Annotated in this window: 15 protein-coding genes; 5 read left to right on the top strand and 10 right to left on the bottom strand. The window is 62.6% G+C overall.

Annotation, left to right across the window (positions count from 1 at the left end; genetic code table 11):
• Window positions 1-55 precede the first annotated feature (55 nt).
• Window positions 56-253, top strand: a complete 198-nt coding sequence (locus AU252_RS13935; RefSeq protein ID WP_058931239.1) for a hypothetical protein — start codon at window positions 56-58, stop codon at window positions 251-253.
• Between the two features lie 85 nt (window positions 254-338).
• Here AU252_RS13935 and AU252_RS13930 read toward each other — a convergent pair whose 3' ends face one another.
• Window positions 339-1,022, bottom strand: a complete 684-nt coding sequence (locus AU252_RS13930) for a DNA alkylation repair protein (RefSeq protein WP_099093394.1) — start codon at window positions 1,020-1,022, stop codon at window positions 339-341.
• Between the two features lie 485 nt (window positions 1,023-1,507).
• Between AU252_RS13930 and AU252_RS13925 the strand changes: the two genes are divergently transcribed.
• The 3 genes from AU252_RS13925 (at window position 1,508) to AU252_RS13915 (ending at window position 3,476) form a co-directional block, all read left to right on the top strand.
• Window positions 1,508-1,891 carry a RidA family protein gene (locus tag AU252_RS13925; protein ID WP_157768987.1) on the top strand — a complete coding sequence of 128 codons (384 nt, stop codon included), beginning with the start codon at window positions 1,508-1,510 and terminating at the stop codon, window positions 1,889-1,891.
• Window positions 1,888-2,913: an FAD-dependent oxidoreductase gene (locus tag AU252_RS13920; protein ID WP_058931237.1), complete on the top strand. Its 1,026-nt coding sequence runs from the start codon at window positions 1,888-1,890 to the stop codon at window positions 2,911-2,913. Before AU252_RS13925 ends, AU252_RS13920 begins: the two co-directional genes overlap by 4 nt.
• Window positions 2,914-3,230: 317 nt before the next feature.
• The gene (locus AU252_RS13915) at window positions 3,231-3,476 is read left to right on the top strand and encodes a hypothetical protein (RefSeq protein ID WP_157768986.1); all 246 of its coding nucleotides are present in this window, start codon (window positions 3,231-3,233) and stop codon (window positions 3,474-3,476) included.
• A gap of 129 nt (window positions 3,477-3,605) precedes the next feature.
• Here AU252_RS13915 and AU252_RS13910 read toward each other — a convergent pair whose 3' ends face one another.
• The 8 genes from AU252_RS13910 to AU252_RS13875 form a co-directional block, all read right to left on the bottom strand.
• Window positions 3,606-4,532: a LysR family transcriptional regulator gene (locus tag AU252_RS13910; protein ID WP_167349833.1), complete on the bottom strand. Its 927-nt coding sequence runs from the start codon at window positions 4,530-4,532 to the stop codon at window positions 3,606-3,608.
• A 184-nt stretch (window positions 4,533-4,716) separates the two neighbouring features.
• Window positions 4,717-5,526 (bottom strand): amino acid ABC transporter ATP-binding protein, encoded by an 810-nt coding sequence (locus AU252_RS13905; RefSeq protein WP_276203717.1) that lies wholly within the window; start codon window positions 5,524-5,526, stop codon window positions 4,717-4,719.
• Window positions 5,523-6,527: an amino acid ABC transporter permease gene (locus AU252_RS13900; RefSeq protein WP_083510396.1), complete on the bottom strand. Its 1,005-nt coding sequence runs from the start codon at window positions 6,525-6,527 to the stop codon at window positions 5,523-5,525. Before AU252_RS13900 ends, AU252_RS13905 begins: the two co-directional genes overlap by 4 nt.
• Window positions 6,524-7,468 carry an ABC transporter substrate-binding protein gene (locus tag AU252_RS13895; RefSeq protein WP_083510395.1) on the bottom strand — a complete coding sequence of 315 codons (945 nt, stop codon included), beginning with the start codon at window positions 7,466-7,468 and terminating at the stop codon, window positions 6,524-6,526. The genes AU252_RS13900 and AU252_RS13895 overlap by 4 nt, the downstream gene beginning before the upstream one ends.
• A 308-nt stretch (window positions 7,469-7,776) precedes the next feature.
• Window positions 7,777-7,977 carry a hypothetical protein gene (locus tag AU252_RS13890; protein ID WP_058931233.1) on the bottom strand — a complete coding sequence of 67 codons (201 nt, stop codon included), beginning with the start codon at window positions 7,975-7,977 and terminating at the stop codon, window positions 7,777-7,779.
• 276 nt (window positions 7,978-8,253) lie between these two features.
• A complete protein-coding gene (locus AU252_RS13885; protein WP_205630578.1) occupies window positions 8,254-9,951 on the bottom strand; it encodes a flavin monoamine oxidase family protein in 1,698 nt (565 codons plus the stop codon).
• A 24-nt stretch (window positions 9,952-9,975) separates the two neighbouring features.
• On the bottom strand, window positions 9,976-10,755 hold the full coding sequence (locus AU252_RS13880) for a nitrilase-related carbon-nitrogen hydrolase (protein ID WP_058931232.1): 780 nt from the start codon (window positions 10,753-10,755) through the stop codon (window positions 9,976-9,978).
• A complete protein-coding gene (locus AU252_RS13875) occupies window positions 10,752-12,221 on the bottom strand; it encodes an amino acid permease (protein ID WP_058931231.1) in 1,470 nt (489 codons plus the stop codon). The genes AU252_RS13880 and AU252_RS13875 overlap by 4 nt, the downstream gene beginning before the upstream one ends.
• Before the next feature lie 163 nt (window positions 12,222-12,384).
• On the opposite strand from AU252_RS13875, the gene AU252_RS13870 reads away from it, so the two are divergent.
• Window positions 12,385-13,368, top strand: a complete 984-nt coding sequence (locus AU252_RS13870; protein ID WP_058931230.1) for a LacI family DNA-binding transcriptional regulator — start codon at window positions 12,385-12,387, stop codon at window positions 13,366-13,368.
• 302 nt (window positions 13,369-13,670) lie between these two features.
• Here AU252_RS13870 and AU252_RS13865 read toward each other — a convergent pair whose 3' ends face one another.
• Window positions 13,671-14,849 carry a PucR family transcriptional regulator gene (locus tag AU252_RS13865; RefSeq protein ID WP_058931229.1) on the bottom strand — a complete coding sequence of 393 codons (1,179 nt, stop codon included), beginning with the start codon at window positions 14,847-14,849 and terminating at the stop codon, window positions 13,671-13,673.
• Window positions 14,850-15,000 lie beyond the last annotated feature (151 nt).

Genomic DNA, 15,000 nt, shown 5'->3' with positions numbered 1-15,000 from the left:
CGGCCCCCTCAAGGACGACGCGGAGCCGTTAACTGCATGAGCGAAAGTACTGACAATGACGTTTGAAAACACTGACTCCATCACGCTGAAAATCTGGGACCGGTCTGCGATTGAGCACACCCTGGAGAGCATTGTGCATGACCTCTCGGTCAAGGCGAACACCACCAAATGCCGCATTGCGGTCCAGTGCAGCGGCCCCAACACTTTCACGGTCAGCGTCCGTGGCCAGGAACGCCAGCTCGCCACCGTCTGATCGGTTCACGGCCAAAAACTGAAGCGGACGACGGCGGGAGGTTCCCGGCGTCGTCCGCTTCCGTTTTGTGCCCGGGCGAATAGCCCTACGCCCTGGACTGGCGGCTCACCATCTCATTAATCCAGCTCGGCGCGAACGGCGACGTGCAGTTCGGGGGCGTCGGGTAGTCCTTGAGGACCTCGAGCCGTTCGCCGATATCGAGCGCCCGGGCCCGGTGCTCGGCGTGCTCGATGCCAATGAAGGCCAGCGTGTGGTTCATCGCCCACTGCAGCCGGTCCGGGGCGTCCTTCATCTCGGCCTCGATAGTGTCCAGCAGCCCGGGGAGGTCGAGCCCTGCTGGTTTTTTCGCCACCCGTTCGCTGGTCAGGGCCCAACCGGCGCTGGCGACCACCGGATCCGGGTCAGCCATCCAGGCCACGCGCAGGTCCTCCGCGTGCGTGCTCTTCTTCACGACGTAATTCACGAGCCAGTCGTGCACTTTGGGGGCGCGCGCCTCGCGGAGCATGGTGTCCAGTTCGTCGCGTTCGAAGGCCTTTGGCCGGCAGATCAGCAGCGCCACCAACCTGGCCGGAGTGTCGTTCGTGGACCAGAGCTCGCGCGCGAGTTCCTGCTGCGTCTTCAGCCGCTTCGCGACCGCACGCAGCTTGGACAGGTTCACGCCGTGGTCGTCGCCGCGCTTCTCGTTCGCCTCGCGCATCTTGGGGTCCTCAAGCACGGCCAGCTCGGCCATCACCTCGCCCAGCAGCCCGGCCGTCATCGTCTCCGACATTGTCACCCTTTCGGTCACCCTTTTGTCGGTTCCAGCCTACGGCTGACAGAGCGGAAGCGGACGACGGCGGGAGGTTCCCGTCGTCGTCCGCTCCTCTTTTGTGGTCAGTAACGTTCGGGCCCGCGACGGCGGGTCATGCCCATGCCACGACGAGCCGTGCGACCTGGTTGGGCACAGTGAGATCAATCCCGGTCAGCTCCTGATTCGATGCCTGTAGAGCATGGAATCAAGCCCAATTTGGTCTTTGACCGCATAGCCGATGAACACGATAGTGGTGAGAGCGTGCAGTGGAAATAGTTTCATCGCACATCGAAGGAACCCTTGCCCATGGCGCTGTCTGGTTCAAGGAGTTCGCCCCCGAGTGGTCTCGTTTACTGTCTGCCCACTCGGGATCACTTCATAAACCTGCCGTGCGCCCGCCAGCATTTCACTTTTCCAGAACGCGCAGCTGCACCTTGCACTGCCAGAAGCATGAAGGGATGTCCATGCCCCGTTCCTCTACCGTCCACACTCCCCACGCCCCTGCCCTGCCCTGGCTATCCCAGGCAGTCGCAGCCGGCGATCTGGTGCTGACATCAGGCCAAGTGGGAGCCGATCCCGACACCGGGCACGTCCCTGAAAACTTCACCGACGAAGTCCGACAGGCCTTGCGGAACATCGAGGAAGTGCTCCGGGCCGCCGATTGCACCTTGTCGGACGTCATGAGGACTTTCTGCATCCTGACTGACACCGCATACCTTGCGGCATTCAATGACGAATACATTAAGTGGTTCCCTGACGCCAAACCGGCCCGCACCTCGATCATTGCCGGGCTCGTTGGATCCTTCCGGTTCGAAATCGAAGCAACGGCTATCCGGAGCAACCCATGACCCCCTCCGATAGGCCTCAGGTAGCAGTTATCGGCGCCGGCGTCATCGGCCTGACTACCGCCCTCGTCGCGGCTCGCGCAGGCTACGACGTTACGGTCACGGCTGCGCATCGTCCCGAAGACACCGTGTCTGCGGTGGCCGCTGCCATCTGGGCGCCATACCACGCGGAACCCGAAGCATTGGTGGGGTCCTGGGGTGCTGTCACCTTCAAAGTACTCGCCGGGCTCGCCGCCAGCTCACCGGAATCCGGTGTGGAGATGCGGGAAGGGGTTGTCGTCGTACGCGCAGGGTCCACACCCCTCAAGTGGCCGGCTTCAGTCGGAGGCCATCGTCCCGCCAGGGAGGAAGAACTGCCACGGGGCACAGAATCGGGCATCGTCTGCACTGTCCCCATTGCAACCATGTCCAGCTACCTGCCTTGGCTCCAGCGGCAGTGCACAGACGCAGGTGTGAGCTGGGAGTGGCGCTCAGTCCATACACTGGCCGACATCCCTGCCAACGACCTGGTTGTGCTGGCTACCGGGCTCAACAGCCTCGGACTGCATGCAGATGACGGGCTCTACCCGGTGCGCGGCCAAGTTGCCCGGATCGGCGATGCGCGCCCCACTCGTTGGATCATCGATGACTCCAACCCCGCGGGCCCCACCTACATCATTCCCCGATCAGACGAAGTCGTCTGCGGCGGCACCGCACAGGTCGGCGAGAACAGCCTCGAACCCGATGCGGCGACGGAACACAGGATTCTTTCCACTGTGCGGTCGCTGGAACCGGTGCTGGACGGCGGGGTCTTCCTCGGAAGCAGAGTGGGACTCCGACCAGGGCGGGACTCGGTCCGCCTGGGACTGACGGAAGATCACGGGCGACCAGTGATCCACAGCTATGGCCATGGCGGATCCGGGGTAACAGTCTCCTGGGGTGTCGCCTTCTCGACGCTCGAATTGATCGACAGGGTCACGACCGCTGCGGAAACTCTGCACGCCCCCACCGCCACGCCCCCGGGCCGAGCCCAAGCAGGCCGGTAGAGAGCCAACTCGACCCCTTGGTGCGCCGAACGTTCTGACGCAGCACTGAAGGTTGATCGTGGCACATGTGAGCATCGATCGCGGCGGCGGGGTGTTCGCCGCCGCTCCGGGCCCGCAGCACACCCGTCGGCGTGTACCGTTCGAGCCGTACTGGGCCAGGTTGGGCTCCAATCAGGTTGGCACAGTCAGTCCTACGGCTGGTGGCTAGGCTGTCTTCGCAGGCCAGGAGGCCGAAATCGTCCAGGTTGCGTCGACGGTGATGGTCCGCGCCACAGGGGAACGTCAAAGCGCTTCACACGATCCCCAATTTCCAGAACATGGAACCAGCCCACCGGCGGGATCTACCGTTGGATAAGGGTCCGGCCAGGCTTGAGACCGACAAGCCGCTCCAGGACGACATCGAACATTGCATCGTCTACGTCCTCGGTACCGCCTTCCACAGCAACGGACTTGGTCGTTCAGAGCTTCATCTGAGCTTCGGCCTCCCGTCCGTCGATGAGGTGCGGGACAGCGCGAGAATCCTCGGCCAGTCCTTCACTAAGGTGCTGGCCCAAACCAACTAACCCAAGGCAAGGCTCAATGATTTTCCGGAGCCCTGCGCCCTTCGATCGGGACCAGCCGCCCGGGACCGCCCACTCGAAAGGGTCTAGGACAATTTGGTTGAGGGCCATTCTGAGTCCGGGCGCCCATCCTCACGCTGCTATAACCGTGCCTTGCAAGGCGAGGAAGTCCCGGATACGATCGGCGATTTGCGCGATGACGCCCTCAGCGAAGTGGCCCGGCGTGCATGTCAAATGCAGCGGCAATGCCAGGGGGTTGCTGTTGCCGTCGGATGCACCCGCTTCGCGAACAATGATCGCGTGGGCTCCATACATCGGGCGTTCTGTGGAAAAACCAACCCCGTGACCGGCTGCCGCAAGCGCCACGATCGTCTGCCCATCGTCGCACTCTGTAACACCTTGGAAAGCCATATCGGCCCGGCTGACTGCCGCGTCGATGATGTGGCGGCTCGCGCTGTGGTGTGAAGGAAGAACAGCCGTAACGCCCGCAAAGGAGGAGATGGGGAGCTCGGCGACGCCGTTGAGGGCCCACTCGTGGCCAGCCGAAACGTAAGCCCTGACCGGCACGCGCCCCAGCTGTATATTCCGCAGCACCGGATCCGGTAACGCCGGAGAGATTGCGAAGTCGCAGCCATTGCGCAGCGATTCCGTCATGTCGAAGTGGTTGACCTCACGGGGAATGATTCTCGGATCATCCGGCCCCATTGTCGCAATGAAGGGCGCCAGGAATACCCGCAGTGAGCCGCTCGTTGTCGCTGCGACGAGTTCCTGAACACATCCGGTACGCAACGCGGTTGCTGCTTCTTCAAAACCGTGGGTTTCCCTCATGAGCCTGCGCGCCATGGGGACGAGCGCGCGGCCGGCAGCGGTCAGTGCAAGCCGGTTGCCCTGGGCCTCGAAGAGCCGCAGTCGCAGTTCACGTTCGAGCGTCTTGATTTGCCGGCCCAAGGCCGGCTGGGCAATGTGCAGGCTCTCCGCGGCCCCCGTCACCGTCCTGGCGTCGACAACAGCAAGGAAGTACTGGAGCCGACGAAGATTCATGTTCGATTGACGGGTCATTTGAACTGTAGATCCCTCCATGAAGTCTGCCCTGAATGACTGAGCCCTGACGGTGGAACACATCGGCTGGTCCAGGCGGGACTCTGCCCGCCCGGACCAGCCGAAGCGGCCGATCGGGGCGCCTTACCGGCTTACGGATTGACACTGTCCGACAGGGCACCCCCGATTGGGGGGGACGCGCTTCCTAGAGGACCTTACTCAGGAAGCCCTGGGTACGCTGGTGCTGCGGGTTGGCAATGACGTCACGGGGGTTGCCCGACTCGACGACGACACCGCCGTCCATGAACGTCAGCGTGTCGCCGACTTCGCGTGCGAAACCGATTTCGTGGGTGACGACGACCATCGTCATGCCGGACCTTGCGAGGTCCTTCATGACATTGAGCACGTCGCCGACAAGCTCCGGGTCAAGCGCAGAAGTGGGTTCGTCGAAGAGCATCAGCTCGGGGTCCATGGCCAGGGCGCGGGCGATCGCGACGCGCTGCTGCTGGCCGCCCGAGAGTTGTGCCGGGTAGTGATAGGCACGTTCCGACAGACCAACCCGATCCAGGAGCTCCAGCGCGCGCCTTTTGGTCGAAGACTTGTCCTTGCCTTTGACCTGGATCGGTGCCTCCATGACATTCTCAAGGGCGGTCTTATGGCCGAACAGGTTGAAGCGCTGGAACACCATGCCGATGTTGCGGCGTTGCCGGGCGATCTCCTTGACGTGCAACTCGTGGAGCTTGCCGCCGCGCTCCCGGTAACCGATCAGTTCGTCGTTCACCCGGATCCGGCCGGCGCTGATTGACTCCAGGTGGTTGACGCACCGCAGCAGCGTCGATTTCCCGGAGCCGGAGGGCCCGATCAGCACCGCCACCTCGCCCTGTTTGACCGTCATGTCGATCCCGCGCAACACGTGGTGGCTGCCGTAGAACTTGTGCACCCCTTCGATGCGGACGAGCTCTTTGTCGGAAGCGGGGACGGTGTGCCCCTTCACGGGTGCGGCGTGTGCGCTCACTTTTGGTCCTCCTCGGTGCTTGTGGCGATGGGTTGGACGGCGACAGCTCCTGTTGTGGTGGCTGCTGCGGCTTTGGCTGCTGCAGGGTTGACGGCGGCGGGGGCCATGTTGTCCACGCCTTTGCCGTAGTACTTCTCTATGTAGTGCTGGCCCACCATGAGGATGCTTGTGACGAGCAGGTACCACGTCGCCGCAACGATGAGCAGCGGGATCGGCTGGTATGTGCGGTTGGCAAGGGCATTTGTGACAAAGGTCAGGTCGAGGGTGAATGGCACCGCCAACACCAGGGAGGTGGTCTTGAGCATGCTGATGGTCTCGTTCCCGGTAGGGGGCACGATTACGCGCATGGCCTGGGGCAGGATGATCCGCCACATGACCTTCCGGCGGGCCATGCCCAGGGCCTCGGCCGCCTCCGTTTGGCCCTTGTCCACGGATTTCAGGCCTGCGCGGAAGATCTCGGCGAGGTAGGCAGACTCGTTGAGCCCGAGGCCGATCACTGCCGGGATGAAGCCTTTGGTGGGGTCGGAGACGACCACGTGCAATAGTTCGGGGCCGAACGGTATTCCAAGGGAGATCGACGGATACAGCACGGTGATCAGGCCCCAAAAGATCAGCTGTGTATACACGGGGGTGCCCCGGAAGAACCAGACCCAGAACCAGGACGACCAGGCCAGGACCGGGTTATCCGACTGGCGCATGAACGATAACAGGACAGCCAGTACGATCGCGATGATCATGGCCATCACGGTCAGCAGCAGAGTCCACCCCACACCCTTGAAGACGTTCACATCGAGGATGTACGCAGCTACGGTTTCCCACCGGAAATTCGGGTTGGTCGCCACGCTCTGGATACCCAGGGCTACGAACAGGAGGATCATCGCCGCAGCAACCCAGCGGCCGGGGTGGCGCACCGGAACCGCCTTGATCAGCTCCGGAGCGCCCCCTTTCCCAGCGTCGGCAGCCTCTGCTGCCTCGAGAACCCCGGAGGATGTGTTACTCATGAAGGTACCGACGGGTTAACCTCGGACTTGGCGATCGCACCGTCGGATACGGTCCAGCTGTCGAGGATCTTCGTGTAGGTTCCGTCGGCCATGAGCTTGGTCACGACTTTCTGGATGACCTCGCTGAGGGCTTTGTCGTCCTTTGCGATGCCGATGCCGGCAAGAGCTGCCCCGTACATGTCACCGATCTTCTCCACGGCGCCGTTCGTCTGCTGGGCCGCATAACCGATAACGGGCGAGTCGGCGCTCATGGCGTCGATGCTGCCGTTGACCAGGCGGGTGGTGATGTCGGTCTGTGTCTTGAGCGAGACGACATCGATCGGTTTCTTACCCTCGGCAAGACACTTTTCGTTGCGCTCCTTCAGATCCGGCTCTTCCTGCGTGGTACCGGTCTGGACTCCGACGCTCCTGCCGCAAATGTCCTCGAGGGAGAAGTTCTTCGGGTTGCCCTTCTGGACGGCCCACGTGGTGCCGGCGCTGAAGTAGCTGACAAAGTTGACGGCCTGCAGGCGCTTCTGGGTGATCGTGAACGATGCGATGCCCAGATCGTACTTGGGGCCCAGTGCGGGCAGGATGCTGGGGAAATCGGCAGGCCGAAGGTCGATTTCCAGCCCGAGCGTGGTGCCGATGGCCTTGGCGAAGTCGATGTCGTAACCCACTGGAGTGTTGTTGTTGGGGCCGCTAAGGAACTGGGCCGGTGCGTACGTCGGCGTGATGCCGATCGTCAACGTGCCCTTGGACTTGATGGCGGCCGGCACCAGGGCTGCGAGTTCTTCGTCTTTCTTGAGGGTGCCTGGATCAAACGTGGCGGCAGCGGAGCCGGTACTGGCGGGCTTGGAGTTCGCATCGGTATTGGAGGCGTTGGTGCATGCCGTCAGGGCCAGCGCGCTGGCCACCAGAACGGCCAGGGCCTGGGCCGTGAATTTCGTGGAGACAGTCATATGTCGTCCTTCCTGGGATGTAATGCGGTGTTGGGTCATGCGACCGTTGCGGGTCCACATGCTGGTGGCGCAGCCGGGAGGCGTGGCACGTTCCCGGGTGCTGGATACTACGGTTGGATGACCGATTGCCGTTTGGGTGTTTCACTATGATCTGGCTAACAGTTCAAGTCCGTCCAAGACCAGAATTGGCTTGTCTCAGTGCCATGTCGGCATAGTGGTGATCAGACGCCACCCCCGCATGAGGCAGGTCAGACAGGCCCATACGCAGCGGTCCTCAAGGCCCTGTCGGCCCGCTGGCGTATGAGGAACTACCTGTTCGTGTAGACTTTCCGGCCGTCCTGGCGCAGGAACGCCGTCCGTGGGAAGTCGGCCGTGGCCGCGATCCAGAGGACCGCATTGTCGACCGTTACGTCCTCAACTTTGCCTTCACGGTCGGCGCTGTTTTCGCCAACCAATTGGACGATGTCGCCGATGGCTGGCCCGTCCGCGGTGATGTAGTAGGTGATCATGTTTTCTCCATGGGTCGTACCGGCTGAAGCGGTGGCCGGGGGCAGAGTGGTCGGGGTGTGTTCATGCTGGGATTCCTTCCAGGGCCGAATGTGTGAAGGCACCGCCAAGGACCGTTGCCTCCACTTTCAAATCTGTGAGGTTTGGGGTGTCGTAAGGGTTGCCGGAGAGGATGACGGCGTCGGCCAGTTTTCCGGGGGAAAGGGATCCGTTGTGGTGGGCCGCTCCGGTGGCGGGTGAGCCGTTCGCGGGGGTAGCCGATTCGGTGCCGGTAGCTTCTAGGCAGGGATTGTGAACGACGTGGGCAGCGCGGATGCTTCGGGCAGCGGGACGGGGGCGAGTTCTGCGAACCTGTCCCCCGGGCCCGGGTTCTCCGGCGCACTGCTTCCGCCCAGCTGGTCCATCACCGCCCATGCCGTGTTCAGGGCGGTGGTGACTGCTCCTTCGGCCCATCCGGCGGTCCATGAGACGTCATCTCCTGCCAGGTAGATCCCTTGGGCCTGACGGCCCTGGGTGTGTTCCATGAACTGGGTGTAAAGCCGGCGCTGGTACCGGTAGTGCCCGGGCAGGTTGATCTTGAACGCACCCGCGAAGCCCGGCTCATCCTCCCAGGACACGGTCAACGGTTCGCCCACGATGTGGCTTCTGATGTCCACGTCCGGGTAGATCTCCCCCAGAGTGCGCAGCATGACATCGGCGCGCTGCTGCGCAGTCAGGGGCAGCCACTTCAGCGCGTCATCGTTCCAGGTGTAGGACAGGCAGATCAGTGCCTGCTGGTCCGGGCCATTGTCGAAGAGGTACGTGCCGCGCGTGACCCTGTCGGTCAGGGTTGTGCTCATGACACGGCGTCCGGTCTTGGGGTCGGTGTCCAGCCAGAACGGGCGGTCGACGACGACGAAGGTCTTTGAGGACTGGAGGTAGTGGACCCGACGCATGGCCATCCACTGCTCCGGGCTGAACAGGCTTTCCTCGGTGTCGATTTCCGTGGAGAGCAGCCATTTGTGACAGGTGACAATGACTGCCGCGTAGTCCCGGGAACCTTCGGCGTCAGTGATCGTCACGGTCGGATCCGCGGCCCCTGCCGCGCGCCGGATGCTGGTCACCGCACCGTGCGGGGTGCCGCCGTGGAGGGAGGCCAGGCTGGTGCCTTGCGGCCAGCGGACCATGTTTTCAGGGGCGTGGTTCCACAGTCCGTCGGTGATGCCCCGGGCCCCGCCGAGGATTCGTCGTTGGTTGTTTTCGCATTCCATATAGACCACGCGGAGGATTTCCAGGATCGCATTGGGGAAACTGACATCCCATCCGCCGGAGCCGAACCCGATTTGGCCGAAGGCTTCACGGTACTGGTAGGGCAGGTCGGAGAAAGCCTTGGAGCTGGCCAGGTAGTTGGAGAAGGAGGTGTCGTCCAGGGCCGGGACGAGGCCTGCCCAAATACGTTTGATAGCGGCGTAGTCCCGCTCAGCAATGGCCTGCTGCATGGCGGCGTATTCGGCACGTTCCTCCAGGCTGTGTTCCCAGGCGTCGGCGACTTCCTGGAAGAACGGGGGCAGCTTGTCGCTGGCGCTGGCGTAGAACTGTTCTCGGCCAAGTTCGACGACGGTGCTCGGGGAGGCGGCGTCCAGCGGGTTCGGGAACGGGGCCGAGTCCACGCCTGCGAGGTCGGCGTAGTGCCAGAATGCGCGGCTGGAGACGGGGAAGCGCATGCCTCCCATGTCGGCGACGGGTCCGTCGGTGCCAGGCAGGGTGGCACCGCGGAGCCTGCCGCCGATGGTACCGGATTCATAGATGACAGGCCGCAGGCCCATTTTCATCAGTTCCAGGGCAGCGACCAGGCCGGCGAGGCCGGCGCCGATGACGGCTACTTCGGTGCCATGGGCTGCTTCGGGGATGGATCCAAGGCCGGAGGGGTGGTGGAGGTATTCGTCATAAGGGAAGGGAAAGTCGGGGGTCAGCATCGTGACAGGCTGTGTGTTCATGGCATTTTCCTGACGGGTCGGGGGTTACTGGTTGAAGTAGTTGAGGTAGCCGATGTCTGTCCGGGCTTGCCGGACGAGGGCGTGGTCCAGGTCGGCGAAAAGGACTTCCGCGCCGGCATCGCCGGCGGTGGCGATCCTGCGGCCATACGGGTCAGCGACGGTGCTGGTTCCAGAGAACCTCGGCCCGGTGTGGTTGGCGTAGGCGATGAAGAGCTGGCTTTCCAGGGCGCGGGCCGGGACCAGGAGTGTGGATACGATTCTGGTGTCCAGGGGGTGCGGCACCCCGCCGACGCCGGCACGCAGGGGAACGGCGGTAGGTATCAGCAGCAGGTCCGCGCCCCGGAGTGCCTGTTCCCGGGCGAATTCCGGGAATTCGACGTCGAAGCAGATGCCCAGGGCAGCCGTGAACTCACCGATTCTGACCAGTTCCGGTTGCCCTGTGCCTGGCCTGAAAACTCCGGTCTCGGCCGCACCGAAGAGGTGCTGCTTGCGGTAGCGGGTGAGTTCCTGGCCGGTCCTGTCAAAGAGGGAAGCACAGATGTAACTTCCGTCGCTTCCATGCTCCACGGTTGAGGCGGCGATTCGGATACCGGCTGCGGCGGCGATCCCGGCGATCCAGTCACGGTGTTTGTCTCCGTCGTCCTGGTGGACACGCAGCGGATCGTATCCGCTGAGAAACAGCTCGGGTGTGAGAAGCAGTTCCGCTCCCCCACTGGCGGTTGACCTGGCCGCCCCTTCCAAGGTTTCGCGGTTTCCCTGGGCCGCTCCCACGGTTCCTGTGGCCTGAAGCAGCGCGATCCTCATGACTGCGGAACCTCTGCAACGGCTGCTGCTGTCGCCGGCTCAGATTGGCTTTCCCGTTGACGGGCGAGTTCGCTGACTCTGCCGCGCACGGCATACCAGCCGAGAATGAGCGCCGGGACAATGATGACCAGCGTACCTACTGTGTAGGTTCCCGTGGGGTATTGGAATCCAATAATGACCAGCACCGACAACAGAAACGCCAGGGCGAGGTATGACGTCCACGGTGACCCTGGAAGCCGGAATGCCGGCCGGGTCACAAGGCCCTGTTTGGCCCAGCTCTGCAGACGGAGCTGGCACAGAATGATCGTGGCCCAGACTGCCAGAATGGCTAGTGCGGTGGCGTTCAGCGTGATCTCGAATGCTTCCTTGGGCACAATGGCGTTCACAGCCACGCCGATCAGTGCAAACGCCGACGTGAACAGGACTCCGGCGTACGGCACACCGGATTTGTTCATCCGGTTCATGAACCGAGGCGCCGAGCCGGCGATGGCCAGGGAACGGTAGATACGGCCGGTGGAGTACAGGCCTGCGTTGAGACTGGACATCGCAGCGGTTACCACCACGAGATTCATCACGTCCCCTTCGCCGGAGACCCCGATGGACGCAAAGAACGTCACAAACGGTGAGACTCCGGCGGAGTAGGACGTAAACGGCAGAAGCAGGGCAAGTAGCACGGTCGAGCCGACATAGAACACCGCGATGCGGAAGATGACGGCGTTGACGGCCTTGGGAATGACCTTCTCCGGGTTCTTGGCCTCCCCAGCGGCCGTACCAATCAGTTCGATGCCTCCGTAGGCGAACATGACCCCCGAGACAGTGATGATCAGCGGCAGCGCGCCGTTGGGCAAAAGCCCTCCCCCGGCTTCGAGAACGCCCAGACCAGGAACCTGCCCAGCGACAGGGAAGGACCCGGCCAGGAACACGGTGCCGATGACCAGGAAACTCACCAATGCAAGGACCTTGATCAAGGCAAACCAAAACTCCATCTCACCGAAGAGCTTCACAGAAACCAGATTAATCGCCGTGACGATGACCAGCGCAATAAAGGCAAGCACCCACTGCGGGACGCTGGTGAACACCGTCCAGTACTGCAGGTAGACGGCGACCGCGGTGATGTCCACCAGGGCCGTGAGCCCCCAGGTCAGCGCATAGATCCAGCCGGCAACATAGGCAGCCTTTTCGCCGTAGAACTCGCGGGCATAGGAGACGAACGACCCGGACGAGGGCCGGTACATGACCAGCTCACCCAGGGCCCTAAGGATGATGTAGGCAAAAATGCCGCACAACGCATAGACGACAAACAGTGCCGGTCCGGCCTCGGCCAGCCGTCCACCCGCCCCCAGGAACAGCCCGGTGCCAATGGCCCCGCCAATACCAATCATCTGCACCTGGCGGTTGGACAGGCCCTTGTGGTATCCAGCCTGTTCCTGCAGATCCACCCTGCTCGGCTTGTTGTGGTTGATCATGAAAAGTCTCTCTGGATTGGAGTCCGTGCCGCCGGCTTCGATGACGGGCCACAGTTTTCAGTCGCTTGCCGGAACGTTCCGGCTTCCAATAGACTGACAGTGTCAGCCATCACATGTCAAGGGGGCGCTCAAGGAGGTCATGATGGATCGATACCATTCACTAATGGGCAAACCGACGATTATCGATCTCGCAAGGCACCTGGGGATCTCCAAGACCACAGTGGCCGACGCACTCAAGGGCTCCGGCCGGGTTGCCGAGGAAACACGGGCAAAGGTCATGGCAGCGGCACAGGAAGCCGGCTATGTATCAAACCGCGCGGCCCGGCAACTGCGGGAAAGCTCAACCGGTGCCATTGCACTGTACGTGCCCCAACGGGTTCGCAACATGTCCTTCTACATGCCCTTCGCCTTGGGGGTTGCCGACGAGGCAGCCAAGCACGGTTACGACCTGACCCTCGTCTCAGACCGCTCCGCAGACAGATCCGGCTGGGCACATGTGGACGGAGTCATCCTGGTCGACGCCATGATGGGCGACCCTGTGGTGCAGTCGTTGCTCCCTGCTTCCTTGCCGATAGTGACTGCCGGACGGGTCGCCGGATTTCCGGAAGACCGAGCCGCCGGCACAGTTGAGATCGAACACGCCAAGATGTGCGGGGAAATCCTGGACGCCATGGCCTCGCACGGAGCCGAACATCCAGCCCTGATTTGCCCTGAGCCCGGGGACGAGTATTCCTGGGCCCGACAAATCGTTGCCGGATACCAGGAATGGTGCACCCGCAGAAACATCCGACCTGTAATGGAAGTGGTCAGTAGCTTTCCCACCAATGTTGAGCTTGAAGCTTCCCTGGCGGACGCACTGTCCGGCGGTGACGTCGATTCTCTCCTGTTCGGGTGGCAAGACGTCGCCCAGCGAGCAGAGGCCGCACTGACGCGCATCGGACAACACCCTGGGAAGGTAAAGCTGGCCTCGCTGCTGAGCTCGCAGGACAACCTGAATGACTCCTATGTGGCCGGCTTGGATCTACAGCCCTACGAATTTGGGCAAAAAACCGCCGCCGTACTCTGCGAATCCATTTCCACACCGCCCCTCACCCCGGCACACCAGGTCCACGAGGCATTGGTGGTACTGCCCGTTGACGGCGGTTAATGTGGCAGCCTCATCGCCGGCGGAAACCGCTGCCTTGGCCGCGTCGTCGTCAACAACGCCGGCGCCGCCGCATTCACGCTGGTCGGCCAGACGACAGTCAACGACTTCGCCAAAGAACCTCACAATCCTGGCCAACCCTCGGGCTGCAAATTCGCGGGCAACTTTGGTCCAGCACGTGGCGGCTTCCCCCGAAGTCAGCTGACCACTCTCGCACCAAAAACAAAAGCGGACGACGGCGGGAGGTCCCCGTCGTCGTCCGCTCCTCTTTTGTGGTCAGTAACGTTCGGGCCCGCGACGGCGGGTCATGCCCATGCCACGACGAGCCGTGCGACCTGGTTGGGCACAGTGAGATCAATCCCGGTCAGCTCCTGAAACCGGTTGAGCCTGTTGAGGACCGTGTTCCGGTGGCAAAAGAGCCCTTCCGCCGTGAGCGCCACGCTGCCCGACTGAAGAAAATGCCGCGCAGCCTCCGTGAGCCTTTCCCGCTCCGCGCCACGACAAGGTTCCAGCGCAGCGTCAATCTCTTCCACAAGGTCCAGACCCGCCTCCGCGAGTTGCCGCTTGGCAAGTCGCGGCCACGCCTGGTTGGCAGACAGTGGACCCGTGTCCGCGGGCTGCAGGAGGGCCGCCAGGCTTGAAGCCGTCCGAGCAGCCTTTGGCAATCCGCGCAGGCCGTTCGCTTCGGCCACACCGCAGGGGATATCTGCAAATACCTGTGGCACTGTGAAAATGACAGCCTTGTCGTCTCCCGCCCGCGATGCTGGCACCGGCCAGAAGACATAGGCCATGTCACCCGATTCCCGGAGAAAAAGTCTTTGGTTGCGCCTGGTCGCAGCTTTTCCCTGGGCCGTTCGCAGCAGGGCGGCGGCGCTCCCGCTTGCCGCGACGAGCCCAAACCGGGCATCGACTGAGACCCCCAGTGCGTCCGCGACCTGGGCGGCCGTTTCCGCCGAAGGATTCACCACACTGAACAGTCTCGCAATGAACTCGTTCTGGATGCTCGACTCCTCCTGAGCCATGCGCACACGCTCATTGAGGTAACTTGCGTTTGTCCGGGCGGCGAACTCGTCCACAACACGCCACACCTGATCCACCCGGGATGTCAGCATGGGCGCATCTGCCGGATCAGCGATCGCCAATAGCTCTGCCCAAAGAATGGTGAAGTCCAAGCGCACCGCGGAAATGAGGGCTTCGGCCGGAATCCCGGACCGGGCACGCTTGGCACCCAAAGCCGCAGAAAATTCTCCATCCAGTTCCCCACCGGGTCGGCTCCCGCCGCTCCTGAGGGCGTTCACCAGCCGGTGGAAGGTTTCCCGAGCCGTCAGCATGATCTCATCGGTGTCAACAGCGGATTCCCGATATTCGGGGATCTCCCGGACTTGGGTGATGAATTTCCCAGCCAAAGTATCCACCCTGTCGTGAAGCAGTTCCACGAGCTCCGACCACCTGCGCGAGACCGCAACATCCTCATTATTGTGCATTTACACACAATACAAGCCGATTTCGGTTGCCGCTAGCTAACTTATTTGAGCAGATCTACTGAGACAATTGAATCCGGTGAGACGCATCACACCCATCCGGGCCCGACTGCCCCGATGGCCCTCTGCCGGCCCCGGCCGCCAGAATCTATCC

Origin of the sequence: Pseudarthrobacter sulfonivorans (assembly GCF_001484605.1) — a bacterium.
GTDB lineage: Bacteria > Actinomycetota > Actinomycetes > Actinomycetales > Micrococcaceae > Arthrobacter > Arthrobacter sulfonivorans_A.
Note: the sequence above shows the minus strand (reverse complement) of the source record. Positions and strands in the feature narration are given on the sequence as shown.

Excerpts from the sequence above, each read along its gene's own strand:
- AU252_RS13935 (WP_058931239.1), top strand. The coding sequence starts at position 56 with ATGACGTTTGAAAACACTGACTCCATCACGCTGAAAATCTGGGACCGG.
- AU252_RS13930 (WP_099093394.1), bottom strand. The coding sequence starts at position 1,022 with ATGTCGGAGACGATGACGGCCGGGCTGCTGGGCGAGGTGATGGCCGAG.
- AU252_RS13925 (WP_157768987.1), top strand. The coding sequence starts at position 1,508 with ATGCCCCGTTCCTCTACCGTCCACACTCCCCACGCCCCTGCCCTGCCC.
- AU252_RS13920 (WP_058931237.1), top strand. The coding sequence starts at position 1,888 with ATGACCCCCTCCGATAGGCCTCAGGTAGCAGTTATCGGCGCCGGCGTC.
- AU252_RS13915 (WP_157768986.1), top strand. The coding sequence starts at position 3,231 with ATGGAACCAGCCCACCGGCGGGATCTACCGTTGGATAAGGGTCCGGCC.
- AU252_RS13910 (WP_167349833.1), bottom strand. The coding sequence starts at position 4,532 with ATGACCCGTCAATCGAACATGAATCTTCGTCGGCTCCAGTACTTCCTT.
- AU252_RS13900 (WP_083510396.1), bottom strand. The coding sequence starts at position 6,527 with ATGAGTAACACATCCTCCGGGGTTCTCGAGGCAGCAGAGGCTGCCGAC.
- AU252_RS13895 (WP_083510395.1), bottom strand. The coding sequence starts at position 7,468 with ATGACTGTCTCCACGAAATTCACGGCCCAGGCCCTGGCCGTTCTGGTG.
- AU252_RS13890 (WP_058931233.1), bottom strand. The coding sequence starts at position 7,977 with ATGATCACCTACTACATCACCGCGGACGGGCCAGCCATCGGCGACATC.
- AU252_RS13885 (WP_205630578.1), bottom strand. The coding sequence starts at position 9,951 with ATGAACACACAGCCTGTCACGATGCTGACCCCCGACTTTCCCTTCCCT.
- AU252_RS13880 (WP_058931232.1), bottom strand. The coding sequence starts at position 10,755 with ATGAGGATCGCGCTGCTTCAGGCCACAGGAACCGTGGGAGCGGCCCAG.
- AU252_RS13875 (WP_058931231.1), bottom strand. The coding sequence starts at position 12,221 with ATGATCAACCACAACAAGCCGAGCAGGGTGGATCTGCAGGAACAGGCT.
- AU252_RS13870 (WP_058931230.1), top strand. The coding sequence starts at position 12,385 with ATGGGCAAACCGACGATTATCGATCTCGCAAGGCACCTGGGGATCTCC.
- AU252_RS13865 (WP_058931229.1), bottom strand. The coding sequence starts at position 14,849 with ATGCACAATAATGAGGATGTTGCGGTCTCGCGCAGGTGGTCGGAGCTC.